16 protein-coding genes are annotated in these 16,641 nt (G+C 73.3%); 9 read left to right on the top strand and 7 right to left on the bottom strand.

The window, feature by feature from the left end; all coding sequences use genetic code 11:
- The first annotated feature begins 29 nt into the window (after positions 1-29).
- The 5 genes from ACXJKF_RS19985 (at position 30) to ACXJKF_RS19965 (ending at position 6,765) form a co-directional block, all read left to right on the top strand.
- Positions 30-1,100: a hypothetical protein gene (locus ACXJKF_RS19985; protein WP_456789477.1), complete on the top strand. Its 1,071-nt coding sequence runs from the start codon at positions 30-32 to the stop codon at positions 1,098-1,100.
- A gap of 332 nt (positions 1,101-1,432) precedes the next feature.
- A complete protein-coding gene (locus tag ACXJKF_RS19980; RefSeq protein ID WP_456789476.1) occupies positions 1,433-4,270 on the top strand; it encodes a hypothetical protein in 2,838 nt (945 codons plus the stop codon).
- Between the two features lie 50 nt (positions 4,271-4,320).
- Positions 4,321-4,854, top strand: a complete 534-nt coding sequence (locus ACXJKF_RS19975) for an AAA family ATPase (RefSeq protein WP_456789475.1) — start codon at positions 4,321-4,323, stop codon at positions 4,852-4,854.
- 126 nt (positions 4,855-4,980) lie between these two features.
- Positions 4,981-6,255, top strand: coding sequence for a cellulose binding domain-containing protein (locus ACXJKF_RS19970; protein WP_456789474.1), 1,275 nt, complete (start codon positions 4,981-4,983; stop codon positions 6,253-6,255).
- Positions 6,256-6,387: 132 nt separating this feature from the next.
- Complete coding sequence (locus ACXJKF_RS19965) at positions 6,388-6,765, top strand: YciI family protein (protein WP_456789473.1); 378 nt, start codon at positions 6,388-6,390, stop codon at positions 6,763-6,765.
- On the opposite strand, the gene ACXJKF_RS19960 is transcribed toward ACXJKF_RS19965, so the two are convergent.
- On the bottom strand, positions 6,762-7,361 hold the full coding sequence (locus tag ACXJKF_RS19960) for an ATP-binding protein (protein ID WP_456789472.1): 600 nt from the start codon (positions 7,359-7,361) through the stop codon (positions 6,762-6,764). The two genes, ACXJKF_RS19965 and ACXJKF_RS19960, sit on opposite strands and share 4 nt — an antisense overlap.
- A gap of 51 nt (positions 7,362-7,412) precedes the next feature.
- Here ACXJKF_RS19960 and ACXJKF_RS19955 point away from each other — a divergent pair, with 51 nt between their 5' ends.
- Entirely contained in the window at positions 7,413-8,150 is a 738-nt protein-coding gene (locus ACXJKF_RS19955) for an AAA family ATPase (protein WP_456789471.1), read from the top strand.
- On the opposite strand, the gene ACXJKF_RS19950 is transcribed toward ACXJKF_RS19955, so the two are convergent.
- The 3 genes from ACXJKF_RS19950 to ACXJKF_RS19940 form a co-directional block, all read right to left on the bottom strand.
- The gene (locus tag ACXJKF_RS19950) at positions 8,147-8,914 is read right to left on the bottom strand and encodes a hypothetical protein (protein ID WP_456789470.1); all 768 of its coding nucleotides are present in this window, start codon (positions 8,912-8,914) and stop codon (positions 8,147-8,149) included. The genes ACXJKF_RS19955 and ACXJKF_RS19950 overlap by 4 nt on opposite strands.
- A 100-nt stretch (positions 8,915-9,014) precedes the next feature.
- Positions 9,015-9,884, bottom strand: coding sequence for an AraC family transcriptional regulator (locus tag ACXJKF_RS19945; protein WP_456789469.1), 870 nt, complete (start codon positions 9,882-9,884; stop codon positions 9,015-9,017).
- A 69-nt stretch (positions 9,885-9,953) separates the two neighbouring features.
- Positions 9,954-11,165 carry a hypothetical protein gene (locus ACXJKF_RS19940; RefSeq protein ID WP_456789468.1) on the bottom strand — a complete coding sequence of 404 codons (1,212 nt, stop codon included), beginning with the start codon at positions 11,163-11,165 and terminating at the stop codon, positions 9,954-9,956.
- Between the two features lie 244 nt (positions 11,166-11,409).
- On the opposite strand from ACXJKF_RS19940, the gene ACXJKF_RS19935 reads away from it, so the two are divergent.
- Positions 11,410-11,862 (top strand): hypothetical protein, encoded by a 453-nt coding sequence (locus ACXJKF_RS19935; protein WP_456789467.1) that lies wholly within the window; start codon positions 11,410-11,412, stop codon positions 11,860-11,862.
- Between the two features lie 13 nt (positions 11,863-11,875).
- Here ACXJKF_RS19935 and ACXJKF_RS19930 read toward each other — a convergent pair whose 3' ends face one another.
- The 3 genes from ACXJKF_RS19930 to ACXJKF_RS19920 all read right to left on the bottom strand — a co-directional run bounded on the left by ACXJKF_RS19930 (position 11,876) and on the right by ACXJKF_RS19920 (position 14,727).
- Complete coding sequence (locus ACXJKF_RS19930) at positions 11,876-12,778, bottom strand: CPBP family glutamic-type intramembrane protease (RefSeq protein ID WP_456789466.1); 903 nt, start codon at positions 12,776-12,778, stop codon at positions 11,876-11,878.
- 100 nt (positions 12,779-12,878) lie between these two features.
- A complete protein-coding gene (locus tag ACXJKF_RS19925; RefSeq protein WP_456789465.1) occupies positions 12,879-14,294 on the bottom strand; it encodes a serine hydrolase domain-containing protein in 1,416 nt (471 codons plus the stop codon).
- A 37-nt stretch (positions 14,295-14,331) separates the two neighbouring features.
- Entirely contained in the window at positions 14,332-14,727 is a 396-nt protein-coding gene (locus ACXJKF_RS19920; RefSeq protein ID WP_456789503.1) for a RidA family protein, read from the bottom strand.
- Between the two features lie 96 nt (positions 14,728-14,823).
- Between ACXJKF_RS19920 and ACXJKF_RS19915 the strand changes: the two genes are divergently transcribed.
- Together ACXJKF_RS19915 and ACXJKF_RS19910 are read left to right on the top strand one after the other, a co-directional pair.
- Entirely contained in the window at positions 14,824-15,798 is a 975-nt protein-coding gene (locus ACXJKF_RS19915) for a helix-turn-helix transcriptional regulator (RefSeq protein WP_456789464.1), read from the top strand.
- A 103-nt stretch (positions 15,799-15,901) separates the two neighbouring features.
- A partial coding sequence (locus tag ACXJKF_RS19910) for an RICIN domain-containing protein (RefSeq protein WP_456789463.1) occupies positions 15,902-16,641 on the top strand: 740 nt, incomplete at its 3' end.

Here is a 16,641-nt window from a genome sequence, read left to right as displayed (position 1 = left end):
AGGTGGGGGGCGTCGGTTAGCCTCGCGCCGTGCCCTCGTCGACGCCCGTCTCGATCCGCCGGTTCGTCGTGGACTTCGTCCGCGAGTCCGGGCACACCGTGAGCGACCCCAGCTGGCTGTACGTCGCGGGTCCCTCCACGGACGTCATCGTCGACGAGGACGAGGGGACCCTCACCGCGTGGCGTGTCGACGGCGTCGACGTGCTGGGCATCCGGCTCGTCACCACCGACCCGCACGTCATGGAGACGTTCCTCGTGACCGAGGTCGCCCCGGGGTGGCGCCGCTCGCACCACCTGCGACCACTCGGCGACCGGTTGCTCCGCCGGCCCCGCACGCACCACGTCGTCCGCCAGCCCGGCGGGACGGCCGCGGTGCTCCGCAGGTCGGACGGCGCGATCGTGGCGTGGCGGCTGTCGAAGACGGACGCGGTGCGGCTGGCGTCAGCGTGCGAGCACCCGGTCGAGACGGTGGTCGCGGCAGTGAAGGAGCCGCGGGGCCGGCCGGTGTGGACCGGGTCCACCCTGGCGCCGCTCGTGCGGTCACTCGTCTTCCTGGTCGTCATCCTGGGTGGCATCGCCGTCATCAAGCTGCGGAAGCATGCGGGGTCGACGGAGCTCGTCATCAGCGCGGTGCTCGGTCTGCTGATCACCGTCGGGTTCCTGGCCTGGCTCGTGGTGCGGTCGGCGTGGGCGCGTCACCGGACCAACCAGGCGCTGGACCGCGCGCGTCCCGGCGCTGCGAGGTGGCGCTGCCTGACGGGGCCGGGGTTCGCGGCGGCGATGGCCGCGTCCGGCGTACGGGAACGGCTGCCGAAGAGGCGACAGTTCGAGGTCACGCTGGTGGAGACCCCGACGGGCATCGAGGTCTGGCGGGGCGGCGCGCAACCCCTCCACCAGGTGCCGTGGGACCAGGTCGAGTCCGTGGAGAGCGAGCCCGTCTCCGAGTCCCCCGTCAGCGTGCTCGTCGTGCGGGACGTCCACGGCGGGCGGGTGCCCGTGGTCCTGATGCGGGTTCGCACCGGCGGGCAGCGGGGCGCCACGGCCCAGGTCACCGAGCAGTACGCGGCGCACCTGCGGGATCGCTACCTGACCCACCGMTGACCMCGGCTCGACCCCGCTGTTCCTGAGTTCCGGCAGGCCCGTCGAATCACGGCATCGCTCCCCGACCTGCACTGCGTGCTCGTCGGCGCAGGAAGGCCCGTCGGTGGCGCGGAGATGCCGGATTAGCGGGGTCTTTCACCGTGGCGTGCCCGGCGAGTACCGTCGGACGGGGGCCCGGTTTGTCCGGACCGGCGGCAAATGTCCGCTAGGGGGCGGCGATGGACGCTGATCGGCGTGAGGAATCTCCAGAAGGCACGGATGAGTCCGTCGGTGACGACGACGCCCGGCCTCTGAAGCCGCGGGAGCACATTCTGGAGCTCCGCGTGCACGGCGTGAGCAACACGCCGCCCGCGGCGCTCCTGGAGGTCGGCCAGGACGACGTCCAGAAGGTGCGCGGCGACAGCCTCGGCAGCTTCTGGATGCTGACGCCGGCGGCCCTGAAGCACGCGCGCACCGTCAGCGCGGCGCATCACGACCACGTCGCGAAGGAGGTGCGCCGGGAGGCGTACTCGTGGGGGCAGATGGCCCGGAACTCGACCACTGCTCCCGGCGGGGCGAGCAACGCGTGGGTGCAGCGCGCGAGCCGCGCGGGGTGGATGCTGCTGGTCCCGCTCGGCCTGGCGAACACCGCGTACTGGAGTCGGCGGCTGTCCCGCGACCCGAAGAAGTTCGCGCGCGGAGCCGGTCCGATCCGTGTCTTCGGGCTCGGCCTGACGCTGCTTGTCGTCATGGCGTTCTCCACGGTCGCCCTCGATCTGGTCGCGACGCAGTGCTTCGCGACGACGGGGTCCGCGTGCCCGTCGCGACCGGGCTTCCTCGCCACGCTGGAGACGTTCACCTGGACCCAACGGCTCGCCGTCATGTCGTTCGTCCCGGTCGCGGTGCTGCTCCTGCTGCTGTGGCTGTCGGCCGGCTCTCGGGTCCGGTACGAGCAGGCGATGCCGGGGACGACCCACTCGGGCGGCGACGCCGCCCAGGGCGGGCCCACCGAGAGCGCCGGTGCCGGCGAGGCGGGACACCCGTGGACGCTCGCGCACGCCGACCTGTGGTCGCGGTGGAGCCTGACGAACGCCATGGCGCAGCTGCACGTCGCCGCAGGTCTGGGCGTGGTGCTCATGGTCCTGGCCGCGGCCCACGCCTGGGGCTCGCACCCGGACTGCCGCGACCTTCATGACCTCATCGAGAACGTGCCTGCCTGCGCGGTGGACCTCGTGCACGGCACGCAGCAGGCGTCGGTCGCGCTCCTCGTGGGCGGCGTCGTCGTGGAAGGGGTGGCCGTCTACCTCGTCTGGAGGGCCCAGCACCTGACGATGCACAGCTCCACGGCGGGGAACCGCTACCGCGCCTGGACCCGCGGGGTGCTCGTCGCCGCCGTGCTGCTCTTCCTCGCCGAGGTGGTGCTGCTGGCGATCCCGGGCACCGAGTCGACGGACGAGACGCTCATCGGGCTGTCGTTCTTCCCGGCCGCGGTGGTCGTCGTGCTCCTCCTGATCGCCCTGGTCGCGACCACGTGGCGTGCCGCGAGGAGTCGGACCGCGCTCGCGGTGGTGGGGGCTCTCCTCCTGGCGGTGCCCCTGTGGTACTGGGCCGTGAAGCAGTGGCCCGGGAGCGCGGAACCACCGTCCTGGACCCTGCTCGTCGCTGCCGGAGCGGGGATCGTGCTCATCGTCGCGACCGCCTTCGGCTGGCGGCTCCGCGCCCCCGCCCCGGGATCGCCCGATCCCAAGGTCGAGGGCTGGCGAGGCATGGCGCCCGCCGTGCTGCTGGTGCTCTCGCTCGGCTCCGTCGTGATGCTGACCAGCCTGGTGGTCGTCGCGGCCGGCGACTGGCTCAACGGGAACGCGCCGGTGCCGTGCCTGGACCAGGACTACGCACCCGCTCAGCAGCAGGTGTGCACGCCGCAGGAGGGCGGCAGGCTGGTCCTGCCGCCGATGTACCCGCTGTTCACCGTCGCGCTCCCGGTCGGGCTGGCACTCTCGGCCGCGGCGATCATCGCCGGTGCCCTGGTGCGCGTGACACCCCTGGGCAGGCGGTCGGCGACCGACGTCTCGGAGGCGGAGACGGGCGAGCCGGCCGACGCGCTCACGAGTGCGCTGAGGGAGGACTACGACCGGCAGCAGCTCGCGGGCACCTTGACGACGCTCCTCGACCGCGACGACCTGTTGGACTCCCGGCAACGCACCCGGCGGCTGGCCGCGGCGGCCAAGTACTCGGAGCGGGTCCTCGGCGCCGTCGCGATGGCGTTCGCGATCGCGCTGATCGCCATGGTCCTCGTCTCCGTCGACCCGACGGGGCTCGACGTCCCGGCTGCGTCGATCGCGCTCCTCACGTTCGTCGGGATCTGGGGGACGGCGCTGCTGTGGACCACGCTGCTCATCCGGGTGGTCACCAAGCCCTCGGGTCAGCGACCGGCGGGGCTGCTGTGGGACCTCATCTGCTTCCTGCCCCGCAGTGCACACCCGTTCGGGCCGCCGTGCTACGCCGAGCGCGTCGTCCCGGAGCTGGCGGGCCGGGTGTCGAGCTGGCTGGACGACGACTCGGTCGCGCCGGAGGATCGCGAGCGACGTGTCGTCGTCCTCTCGGCGCACAGCCTCGGCGCGGTGCTCGCGGTCGCCACGCTGTTCTCCCGGCCACCGGACAAGGACCGCCGCCGGGTGGCTCTGCTGACGTACGGCTCGCAGCTGCGTCCGTACTTCGGCAGGTTCTTCCCCGAGCTCCTCGGCCCGCAGGTGCTCGGCACGGACGCCTGCCGGGCCCCGCGGCTGGTGGACCGGACGCCATGGCCGGTGCCCCCGGACTACTCGACCAGGGTCCGCCCGGGCGCGCCGCTCGGGAGCGGGATCGCTCCGCTGGCCGAGCGGGGGCCGGACGAGGCCGCGCGCACCCTCGTGGCGATGCTGCGCTCTCCCGGATCGGCCGAGCCCGCGTGGATCAACCTGTGGCGTGCCACCGACCCGCTGGGCATGCCGGCCGCGAGCGACGTCCCGAACTACATCGACCGGGCGGCGGAGGAGCTCGACGCCACCGCCTTCGTCGCGACGGTCGGCACGCACGGCGGGTACCCGCGCACGACCGCGTACCAGCGGGCGTTCCGCGAGGTGGTCGCCCGGCTCGGCGCTCCGCCTCCCCCGGACACCCGAGCGGTGCAGACGCCGGGCGGCGGCGGCTGAGCGCCGACTTTGTCGTCGCCCGGGGACCGCGCCCGGCCTACGGTGCTGCCATGCCGCCGGACACTGCTCCCGTCATCGTCGTCACGGGCGCGATGGCTTCCGGCAAGTCGACGGTGGCGGACGCGCTGGCGCGGTCGTTCCCGCGGGCCGCGCACGTGCGCGGCGACATCTTCCGCCGCTTCGTCGTGAGCGGCCAGGCCTCCATGGAGCCGCCGCTCTCGACCGCCGGGCGCACCCAGCTCGACCTGCGGCACACCATCGCGGCCCAGACCGCGGACGCCTACGCGGCCGCGGGGATCACGGCCGTGGTCCAGGACATCCTGCTCGGCCCCGACCTGGCMCGCTTCACCGGTCGGGTGCGCGCCCGCCCGCTCTACGCGGTCGTGCTGACACCCGGTGCGGAGGCGCTCGCGACGCGGGACGCGGCCCGGCACAAGCGCGGRTACGGGGCCTGGACCCCCGAGGAGTTCGCGGACGCCGCGCGCGAGACGCCCGGTGGGCTGCACGTCGACACGACGGGGTGGACCGTCGCCGAGACGGTGGCCCACGTCCTCGACCACCTCGACGACGCTCGGGTCGCCTGAGGCCTGAACCGTTTCGAGCCCTCTGCCGCGGCACGCTTTATCGATACATTTCGTCGACCCGGGGGTGCCGTCCCGCGGACGCCGTTCCCCGCCGCACGGCGGGGGACCTGCTGGAGGGAGCGACACATGCGACACCCCGGACCGTCCCGAGGACTGCGGGTCCTCCTGGCCGCCGCGCTCGCCGCGCTCGCGCTCGGTGGGCTGGCCGCCCCCGCGCCGGCGCTGCCCGGGGTCGCCCTCCCGGCGGCCGCGACGGTGGGCTGCGGCCGACCCGCCGGCCTGGCGACCGGCACCCACACCATCTCCAGCGGCGGGCAGAACCGCACGTTCCGCCTGGACGTCCCCTCGGGGTACGACCCGAACCGCCCCTACCGCCTGGTCGTGGGGCTGCACTGGTGGCACGGCACGTCCGCGGACGTGGTGAACCAGGGCTTCTACGGCCTGAAGCCGCTCGCGGGCAACAGCACGGTGTTCGTGGCCCCGCAGGGCATCGACAACGCCTGGCCCAACACCAACGGCCAGGACGTCACGTTCATCGACGGCGTCCTGCGCGCCGTCGAGGCCGCGCTCTGCATCGACACGACCCAACGGTTCGCGACGGGGTTCAGCTACGGCGGCGGCATGAGCAACGCCCTGGCGTGCGCACGGGCCGACGTCTTCCGTGCGGTCGCGGTGCTCAACGGCGCGCAGCTGTCCGGGTGCGCCGGCGGCACGCAGCCCATCGCGTACCTCGGGTCCCACGGCGTCGTGGACGACGTCCTGGCAATCTCGCAGGGCCGCGCGCTGCGGGACCGTGCCCTGCGGACGAACGGCTGCCAGGCGCAGCAGGCAACCGAGCCCGCCGCGGGGAGCGGCACCCACGTGCGGACCGCCTACACGTGCCGCGACGGCTACCCGGTGGTGTGGCTCGCGTCCGACAGCGGCCACCAGTGGGACGCGCGCGACCGTGGGCAGCAGCAGTCGTGGGTGCCCGGCGAGGTCTGGCGGTTCTTCAGCTCGCTGACGTCTCCGACGCCCACCCCCAGCCCCACGCCGACGCCGACGCCCACGCCCACGCCCACGGTCTCGCCGACCCCGACGCCGACCTCGGAGCCGACGACCCCGCCCCCGGCCGGCGCCTGCTCGGCGACGTACCGCACCGTGAACACCTGGCCCGGCGGCTTCCAGGGCGAGGTGACCGTCAAGGCCGGCTCCGCGACGACGTCGTGGAGCGTGCGCTGGCGCCTCGTCGGCGAGCGTGTGGACCAGGTGTGGAACGGCACGGTGACGTCGCAGGACGGCCTCGTGGTGGTCCAGAGCGCGGCGTGGAACGGCCGGCTGGCGCCCGGTGGCACGACGACGTTCGGCCTCCTCGGCAGCGGCACGGTGCCGACGCCGGCACTGACCTGCACGAGCTCATGACGAGCACCTAGGCTCGTCGGGCTGCTCTCGGGCACCTGACGGTTCTCCGGCAGATGGTCGGATCCGCGGCGTCCTGTTCGTAGAACAGGTGAGAGGCCGCCGGGGGCGGCCGCCGGACGAAGGAGTCGTGAGATGCCGCAGTTCCTGATCTCGTTCAACGACGGCGCGATGGACCACATCACCGCCGACGAGCTACCGGAGGTGGGCAAGGCCGCCCAGGCGGTGGTGCAGGAGGCCGTCGACGCCGGGGTGTGGGTGTTCGCCGGTGGGCTGAACAGGCAGCGGGCGAGCGTCGTGGGCACCGACGGGATCGTCACCGACGGCCCGTACCCGGAGACCAAGGAGGTCATCGGCGGGCTCGTGGTCGTCGACGTGCCCTCCCGCGACGACGCCCTGGCGTGGGCCGCCAAGATCGCCCACGCGTGCCGCTGCGCGCAGGAGGTCCGCCAGCTCGGGCCCGACCCCGAGCTGGCCGAGGTCCTCGGCCTCGCCGACGGGGGATCGGCCTAGCCGAGCTCGATGCGCAGCGCGGGGAACCCCGTCAGGTCGTCGTCGACCAGCGTCTCCGGGCCGGGCACGTCCATTGCGGCCCGGAACGTCACGGAGGTGCCGGTCGACGCCCACCGGGCGACGGCCAGGAGCTCGCCGTCCGGCACGCCGTGCCGGTAGGTCTGCGACCACGAGCCGCCCGCAGCGTGGTTCTCGTGGACGAGCACCGGGCTCAGCGCCGAGACGACGGAGATCCCCCGCCGCGGCAGGCCGTCGGGCAGGCGGGCCGCGTCCGGCGCGTCGAAGAACCGGACGTCCCGGGTCGACATCACCGGCTTGCGGACCACGGTGCCGTGCGCGTCGACGCGGGTGTCCGTGCCGCGACCGTCGTCGGCGACGGTCACCGTCCCGTCCGCCCGCACGGTCACGACGACGTGCCCCGCGCGGCCGAGCGACTCGGCCTCCTCGTTCGCGTACGCGAGCACCTCCAGGACGAGGTGGCGTCGACCACCGGCCCCGTAGAGGGACGCGTGCGACCGGATCTCTGCCAGGTGCTCGCGGTCGAGGTCCGTCGACCAGTCGTGCGTGGTCGCGGTCCAGGTCGCCCTCTCGGTCACGGTCGCACAGTACCGAGGCGCGGTGCGTGAACGGTGTGATGAGGTGGCCCGATGAGCCCTCTGCCCGTGCGCGCCGTCCGGGTGCAGGACCAGGAGCCCGTGCCGACCGGCGTGTGGTTCACGCAGGTGCCCGCCGTCGCGCAGGTGCTGCGCGAGGGGTGGCCGCTGGACCAGGTCACCGTCCTCGTCGGGGACAACGGCGCCGGCAAGTCCACGCTGGTCGAGGCCGTCGCCATGATGTTCGGGATGGGCGCCGAGGGTGGCTCGACGGGCTCGATGCACGCCACCCGGCGCACGGAGTCCGAGCTGTGGCGGTTCCTGAGGCTCGAGCGCGAGATCGGCGCCCCGCGCAGCGGGTTCTTCCTGCGCGCCGAGACGATGCACTCCTTCTACTCCTACCTCGAGGACAACCCCGGCCGCGGGCCGGAGCCCGTGTTCCACGAGATGTCCCACGGCGAGTCGTTCCTCGCGCTGGCTACCGAGCGGATGACGTGGAAGCGCCCCGGCCTGTTCCTGCTCGACGAGCCCGAGTCCGCCCTCTCGTTCACCGGGTGCCTCGCGCTCGTCGCACACCTGACGACGCTGGCGCGCACGACGCCGTCGCAGGTCCTGCTCTCGACACACTCCCCCGTGCTCGCGGCGATCCCGGGCGCGACGATCTACGAGGTCGGCGAGTGGGGCCTGCGGCGCTGCGCGTGGGACGAGCTGGAGCTGGTGCAGCGCTACCGCGGGTTCCTCGACGACCCGCGTCGCTACCTGCGGCACGTGATCGACGACCTGGACGGCTAGCAGCCGACCCGCTCGGTGTCGAGCGTGATGTCGTCCATCCACACGTCGAAGTGGTCCGGCGTCGGGCCGCCCTGGTAGAGCTGCCAGCCGATCTTGACGGTCTCTGCCGTGGGCAGGACGAAGTCGACCGGGGCGCCGCCGTGCTCGGTCGTGCTCACGGTCAGGTCGGGCTGGGCGACACCGTCGAACCACACCGCGACCCGGTTGTCCGGCCCGGACCACTCCAGCTCGACGCACTGCCAGCGGCCTTCGATGGTCGGGGCGGACTCGCGCCAGCTCGTCCAGTCGCCCGTCGGGCCGCCGTCGGCGCCGACACCCCAGAAGGTCGCGTCCGGGCCGACGGTCGGGGCGAACTGGCCCCCGAGCGGGCGGACGACCTCGGCGCTGCCCGAGCCGGTCACCTCGACGAGCGTGAAGTGCGCCCAGTCCGGAGCCGTCGGGAAGTCGTCGACCTTGAGGCGCAGCCGCACCCAGAACGTGTTKCCCGGCGCTGCGACGTCGAGCACGCGCAGGAACGCCGTGCCGTTCCCCTCGGTGTGCACGCGCAGCACGTTCCCGGCGCGCCGGTCCCTCTCGACCTGCAGCGTGCCGTGCCGGGTGTCGACCCCCCAGTCGAGGCTCGCCGCGCCGCCCACCGGGAGCGACTCGAAGTCCTCGCAGAACAGCGCGTCCGAACGCGTGCACGGACCACGCTGATGGTGGCCCCCGCCCGGCCCGTGCGGCACGGTGGCCAGCACCGCGGCGGTGAGTGTGAGCAGCGTCATTCCCGCCCTGATCCTGTTCATGCGTGCGCCCCCTGCGACGTCGACGTGCCAGGACCTCGCAATCTAGGCCCGCCCCACCGGACTGAAACGATTGGTCGCCTCAGCCGCCCTCGACCGGCAGCCAGAGCTCGACGGTGGCGGTGCTGAAGTCGTCGGCACGGTCGAGCACGGCGACCACCTCGGGGCCGGGGCGCAGGCGCCACGGGTTCGACGGGAACCACTCGGTCGCGGTCGCGGCCCACACCGTCTGCAGGGTCTGCGGGTAGGGACCGGCCGCCCGGAAGACGGCCCAGGACCCCGCCTCGACGGGCAGGACGTCGAGGTCGTCGGGGACGTCGACCGCCTCCGTGACGGCGACCCCGTGCAGGTACGTCAGCTCGGTGCCCTCCCGGCGGTCCGGGTCGATGTCGGCGCTCACGGCGAGCAGCCCGTGCGGCTCCGCGTCGCCCAGGTCCTTGAGCCGCTGGTGCTCCTGCGGCGGCAGCGAGGTGACGTGCTGCTGGATGGTGGCGTTGACCCCCTCGTGCACCAGCGGGACGCGCGTGGCGTGCCCCGCGAGGCGGAACGCGGGCCGGGTGGCGATGCGGACGTCCATGGGGTGTGCTCCTTCGACGGTCAGACGGAACGTGAGGCGTGGTTGCGCGCGGAGGGGACCGCCGTCGCGCCGGGCCTGTCCGGGGGTGACCCCGTGCACGGCCTGGAACGCCCGGCCGAAGGCCTCTGTCGAGCCGTAGCCGTAGCGCACGGCGATGCCCAGCAGGTCCCCGGACCCGCTGACCACCTCCGCCGCGGCGACGGTCATCCGCCGGCGACGCACGTACTCCGACAGCGGCATCCCGGCGAGCGAGGAGAACATGCGGCGCAGGTGGTACTCGGAGGTCCCGAGCGTGGCGGCGAGGCGGGCGACGTCGAGCTCCTCGGTGAGGTTCTCCTCGACGACGTCCACCAGTCGGTTCAGCCAGGCGATCACGTGACTACTCTGGCGCTCCCGCGCTCCGGGCACCCGATCATCGGTGCCCGGTGCGATCAGGCCCCTCCGCTACCGGGTGCCCGCCACGACGGCGGCGCTCTCGCGGCTCGACCCGAAGGTCCAGCCGCCGCCACGCAGGTCGGCGATGACGCTGAGGCCCGACGGCAGCGCGCCGAGGTTCCCGCGGACCTGGAAGACGTGCGCCCACACGAGCAGACCGCCACCGACCTGGTCGTGGATGCTCACGATCTCCTCGATACCGTCGCCGCTGACGTCTGCGGCGACCTGCCGCGACCCGTCATAGCTCCAGCCGCCCGCGCTCAGGTCGGAGCGAAGATCCCAGACGTTGAGCACATCACCCCAGCGCTCCCAGATGAGGATTCCCCCGCCGGGCTGCCGGTGGATCGTGAAGAGGCTGTCGACCCCGTCGCCGTTCGTGTCTGCGGACAGGTCACGGCTCTCGTCGAACGACCACCCGTGGTGCCGGAACGCACCCGTGCCGTGGGCGGGCGTCCTGAAGCCGCTTCCGGTGTTGATCCAGGGGAGGTAGAACATCGAGTCGAACGCATTCCAGGCCGAGCCCCCGCGGTGGGTCGAGGCGAGGTCCGCGAAGCCGTCGCCGTTCAGGTCGGCGACGGTGTAGCGGACGTCGACGAACGGCTCTCCGGGCAGGTTGTCCCTGGTCATCAGCTCGTCGACGGCGCGAGGGATCGTCGCCCACAGGACAGGGTCCTGGAAGCCCGCACCGGTGGTGCGGTGCACCCACACGTTGGCGGCGGGGCCGTCGGCGGTGTCGGTGCGGTGCACGGAGATGACGTCGTCGTACCCGTCGCCGTCCGCGTCGCCGACGAGCTGCCGGGAGTTCTCCCAGCTCCAGCCGCCGCCGCGCAGGTCCGCCCACAGCCGCGGCGTCGAGTCGGGTCCGCCGCCGACGACCCACAGCAGCACGCCGCCGTTCGGCTGGCCGTGCGAGATCAGCCAGTCGGGGCTGCCGTCGTCGACCCCGGTCACGTTCCCGAAGTCGCCGCTGGCGGTGCGCGACCGGGCGTACTCGAAGCCGCCCGTCTGGAGKGTGGCCTTCAGCGCCGGCTGGCCCAGCGTCGGGTTCTCCGCGGCGAGCGGGAGCCGCCACAGGTTGAGCCCCCCGGACGGCAGCGAGTGCGCGATGTCGAGCTCCGGCTCACCCGGTCCCGCGTAGGCCGACGCGGCGGCCGGCAGGGCCGACACGAGGGCCACCCCGAGGGTCGCTGCGACGAGGGAGGAGACAAGGGACCGGCGCACGAGGACCTCTTCTGGGGGCGTCTTCGGTGACGTGGGAGGGCGTCGGTCCGAGGCTAGGGCACGCACGCCCAGGCCCGGGGGCCTTCTGGCGCGAGATCGTCGGGTCGGAGGACCTTCACCCGCACGGGGACCCGGGGGCGTCCAATCGGGCGAACCGGTGCGAATCGGGCACGCGTCCCCGTCGCGCGGCGCACACTCGACCCCGGCGCGGAGCGCGCCGTCATCGACCCCGGAGGACCGACACGTGCTCGGCAGCCGCACCACCCTCGTCGACCCGCCCCTTCCCGAGCGTGGCGAGGACTGGTCCGCCGACCAGCTGGCAGCCGTCCAGCGGCGGCTCACCGTCGCCGTCACGGTGGACCCGGACCCGGGTCGGGTCGAGGCCCTGCTCGACGAGGTGCCGGACACCCCGCGGAACCTCGCCGCCCTCATCGAGCACCTCGTCGGCGAGCACGCCCGACGGGCGCACAGCGAGGGCCGCGCACGCCAGGTGGTCAAGGCACCGCGTCCCGACGGCGCCGTCCCCGGGGTCGGGCACCTCCTCGTCGTGCGCTGGCTGACCCGACGCGAGGCGATGGGCCGTCGCGTGATCCGACGCGTGTCCTACGCCCCGGCGACCACCGAGCCGTCGGAGCGGACCGGTCGCCTGGTGCTCCGCCACCTGGCCGACGAGCTCTCGGCTACCGCGCGGGCGTGAGGCCGGCCCGGTCTCACTGCACGCTCGACGTGGTCGACGGCGTCAGAGCGACCACGGGCGTGCGTGCACGTCGCCGGATCAGGACGAAGACGAGGCCGGCGGCGGCGAGGTGCACCAGAACGAGCAGGATCACGTCGGGGTGCACGAGGGTGACGTCGACGCCGGTCGGMAGCCAGCTCGTGCCGCCGAGCACGAGCCGGTTCACGGTCAGCTGCCCGAGGTGGAACGCGACCGCCACCAGCAGGGCGCCCCGCACCGGGACACGGCGCGCGGCGACGAGCACGAGCCCGAACGCCACGAGCTGCACCACGTAGGCGACGGGGTCGGCGCCCGGCGGGAACACGGTCGGCGCGTCGGGTGCCGACCCGAGCACGCTGCCCGACGCCCAGTGCGCCACGCTGACCACCAGGCTCGTGAGCGGGAACAGGGCCGTCGTGACCAGCGTCGCCGCGGCGACCCGCCAGCCGTCGCGGATCGTCGTCCACGTGTAGCCGCGCAGCGCCAGCTCCTCCGGGAACGCCTCGAACAGCAGCAGCACGACGGTGTTGAGCACGACGAACCGGGCGAGCGCCGGCAGGTCGACGTCCCCGATCCCGACCCAGCCGAGCAGCCACGCCGGGATCCAGACGAGCGCGCCGGTGCCGAGCGCGACGGCGAGCCCGAGGGCGATCGGCGGCGTCACCGGCCGGTCGAGGCCGAGGCCCGGGAGTGAGCGCCGGTCGGCGCGGGTGCGCAGGAGGACGACCGCCGGCACGACGAGCGCGGACGCGAGCACCGCCTGCAGGACCATCACGCCGGTCGTCCCGATCGACAGCCACCGTCCCGCCGCCTCGGCCACCCCGACGGCGACACCGACGCCCACCCCGAGCACGAGCCAGCCGATCACTCCTCGCACCACCGCACGTCCGTCGCCCATCGCTCCCCCTGTCGGCCTGATCCGCGTCCCATGGTTGGGGCGGCCGGCCGGGACCGCGTCCATCGAAAGGCTGACGGCTCGCTGCCGCGCTCAGCTCCCGTCAGGCCACGTCGGGCCGGGTCATCAGCGGTGACCGCAGGTGCAGCTCCAGGTCGGGGCTGGTCAGCGGGATGGTGCTCCACGTCGCGACCGCCGCCCCCGCCTCGACCACCAGCCGCACCCGGTGCGGCGTGGTGATGACGTACAGGTCGGCGACGAAGGTCCCGCCCTGCCAGGCGCCGGACGCGACGACAGGGCGGCCGAGCGGTGCGCTCTCCCGCCAGGTGCCGTGACCGACGTCGATGGCGAGCGACGGCCCGAGCCCCACGACCCATCCGCCGTCCACCGGGTCGACGGTCACGGTGGACCCGTCGGGCAGGGCCGAGCCCTCGGCGCTCGCGTCGACCGTCGCCTGGACGGCACGCTCGACGAGCTCCCCGGCCACCGGCGGCAGGGCCAGCTGCCGCAGCCGGTCGGCGAGGTGCTCGTCGCCCTCGGCGCTCACCGCGTCGTCCAGGCCGGGCAGCAGGCACTCCCAGAGCGCGTCGAGCACCTCCTGCGCGTCCGACTGAGCGGTCACGGCGACCACGAGGTCGTGCGACGGGACCACCACGCAGAGCTGGCTGTAGGCACCGCTGCCGTGGAACCCGTGGCGTGACCTCCAGACCTGGTAGCCGTAGCCGCAGCTGAAGTCGACATCGTCGGACCCGTCGTCCTTGTACGGCACGCTGTCGACGTGCTTGCTGGTCGCGCGCTCGACCCAGTCCCGCGGGACGAGCTGCTGGTCGTTCCAGCGACCGCCGCGCAGGAGCAGCTCGCCGACGGCGGCGACGGCCTCGGTCGTCAGGTGGAGCCCGTGGAACCCGAAGGYGGCACCGCTGGCCACCCGGTCCCACTCCGCGTGGTCGATGCCCATGGGCGTGAACAGGCGGTCGTCGAGCAGCTCGGGGAGCCCGCGGCCGGTGACCTGCTCCACCATCCGGGCCAGGACGTACGTGGTCGCGTCCTCGTAGACGTGCCGGGTCCCCACGGCGTCGGGGAMCGGCACGCGCAGGAAGCCCTTCGTGAGGTCGTCGGGCTCCAGCCCCCAGGCCTCGGCGAGGCTGTCCGTGCGGCGTCCCGTGGTCATCGTGAGCAGATGGTGGACGGTGACGCGGCGCGCATTCTCCGAGAGGCCGTCGGGGACGTGGTCGGGCAGCACGTCGACGACGCGGTCGTCCAGGGAGAGGAGCCCGTCGGAGACCGCGAGGCCCACGGCGACCGACGTGACCGTCTTCGTCAGCGAGTAGAGGAGGTGCGGACGCTCGGCGGTGTACGGCGACCACCAGCCCTCGACGACGACGTGACCGTGCCGCACGACCATGATCGAGTGGCACTCGACGGAGCGTGCGTCGAGCCGGTCCAGCAGGGCGGTCACGCCGCGGGCGGAGACGCCGGAGGCGGCCGGGGTCGACCGCGGCAGCAGGGGGCGAGGCATCCGGGCACCGTATCCGGACCCTTCAACCGCAATACCGTCATGCGACGGCGGTGGCCTCGAGCTCGACGAGCTGACCGGGGACGGCCAACCGGCTCACCTCGAGCATCGTCATGGTCGGCACGACGCCCGCGGCACCCAGCCGCGACGCCAGCACGCCGTAGTGCGCGAGGAGCTGGTCGACGTCGGTGGCGTAGACGGCGAGCCGGACGACGTCGGCCAGCGACATGCCGGCCGCGGCGAGCACCCCCTCCAGGTTGTCGACGCTCAGCGCCAGCTGCCCTGCCATGTCACCGTCGTGCTGCGGTGCGCCGTCGGGACCCGTCGCCGTCTGCCCGGAGCAGTACAGGGTCCGGGTGTGCCCGGAGACGACCTCGCCCTGGGAGAACCCCAGCGCCAGGGACCACTCCACCGGGTTGACCGCCGTTCGCTCGATCGCCACATCAGCTCCATTCGTCGTCGGGACGTCGTGCCGATGACCCTTCCGGCAATACATGACACCTTGTGTCGTGTATCGCCGTAGGGTTCCGACGTGCGCGCAGACAGGCTGGTCTCGCTGGTGCTGCTGCTGCGCCAGCACGGCCGGCTCTCCGCGACCGCGCTGGCCGACGAGCTCGAGGTCTCCACCCGCACCGTCCTGCGCGACATCGAGGCGCTGTCGTCCGCGGGGGTCCCCGTGTACGCCGAGCACGGCCGGCACGGCGGGTTCGCGCTGCTGCCCGGCTTCCGCACCGAGCTCACCGGGCTCAGCCACGACGAGGCCCTCGCGCTGCTGATCGCCGGGTCCCGGCGCGGCGGGCAGTCGTTCGGCCTCGACCCTGCGCTGGCCTCCGCCATGCTCAAGGTGGTCGACGCCCTGCCCGAGGGTCACCGGGCCACCGCTGCCGGTGCGACCCGACGACTCCTGGTCGACCCGGAGACCGACCTGCTGGCCCGCCGGCTCGGCGCCGACGAGGTCCCCGACGCCGTCATGACCGAGGTCCGGCGCGCGGTGCTCGTCGGGCACAGGCTGCGGATCCACTACGCGCCCGTCGGCCAGGACCCGCGCTGGCGCACCGTCGACCCGATCGGCCTCGTCACCGTCCGGGACCAGGGCTACCTGCTGGCGACGAGGTCGGGCGCGGACCGTACGTACCGGCTGTCCCGGATCCTGGCCGCCGAGGAGCTCGCCGAACCGGCGCAGCGACCGGACCTGGTCGACCTGGACCGGGTCTGGCAGGACCGCAGCGCACGGTTCCGGGCCGACGGCGTCCTGGTCACCGCCCTGGTGCTGGTGGACGCGGCACGGCGCGACGACCTGGTGCGCACCGCGGTGGCCGTGCTGTCCGAGGAGACCGACGCCGACGGCCGGCTCCGGCTCGAGGTCACGTTCCAGGACGCCCGGCACGCCCATTGGGCGCTGTGGCAGCTCGCCGCGCACGCGGAGGCCCTGCGCCCGCCCTGGTTGCGCACCGCGCTGCACGAGGTCGCCGTCGCGCTGGTCGCCCGCTACGCCCCTCCGATGTGAAACCGCGGCTGAAACACGACCTTGAACGATTCACCCCTGTTGCGGACAGGCACGTCGGTGGTTCCTTCGCGTGGAAAGCGCTTTACCACCCGAGAGGAAACCCATGCCCAGCACATCGCCGCACCAGAGACGACGACGCTCGTTGCGCGTCACGCTCGCCGGTGCCCTCGCACTCGTCCTCACCGGCCTGCTCGGAGTCTCGACCGCCCTCACCGCGAACGCGGCCAGCGTCGACACGAGCGCCTGGTACGTCCTCGTGAACCGTCAGTCCCAGAAGGTCCTGGACGTCGCCGGGACGTCGACGGCCGACGGCACCGTCATCCAGCAGTGGTCCCGCAACGACGGGCCCTGGCAGCAGTGGCAGTTCGTCAGCGTCGGCGACGGCTATTACAAGCTCAAGGCGAAGCACTCCGGCAAGGTCGTCGACCTGTKGGGGTGGAGCACCTCCGACGGCGGTGAGTTCCGCCAGTACCAGGACCTGAACGGCTGGAACCAGCACTTCAAGCTCGCCGACTCCGAGGGCAGCCGCATCCGCCTCATCAACCGGCACAGCGGCAAGGCCCTCGGCATCCAGGACCGGTCGACGGCCGACGGCGCCTGGGCCACGCAGTCGACGGACAACAACCAGTACAACCAGCAGTGGGAGCTGGTGAAGGTCGGCTCCGGCGGCGGCAGCACCACGCCTCCGCCGTCGGGTTCGTGGCCGTCGGCGTCGGGTGAGAAGAAGGTGTCCTCGACGATCAATGTCTCGGGCACCCTCGATGGTGGGTACGTGCGGTACTACGGGATCTCCTCGGGTGACCAGGACGAGTCCCAGCCGCCGATCTTCCAGCTCTCGGACGG

The sequence above is a fragment of the Cellulomonas sp. P5_C5 genome (genome assembly GCF_054049655.1).
Note: the sequence above shows the minus strand (reverse complement) of the source record. Positions and strands in the feature narration are given on the sequence as shown.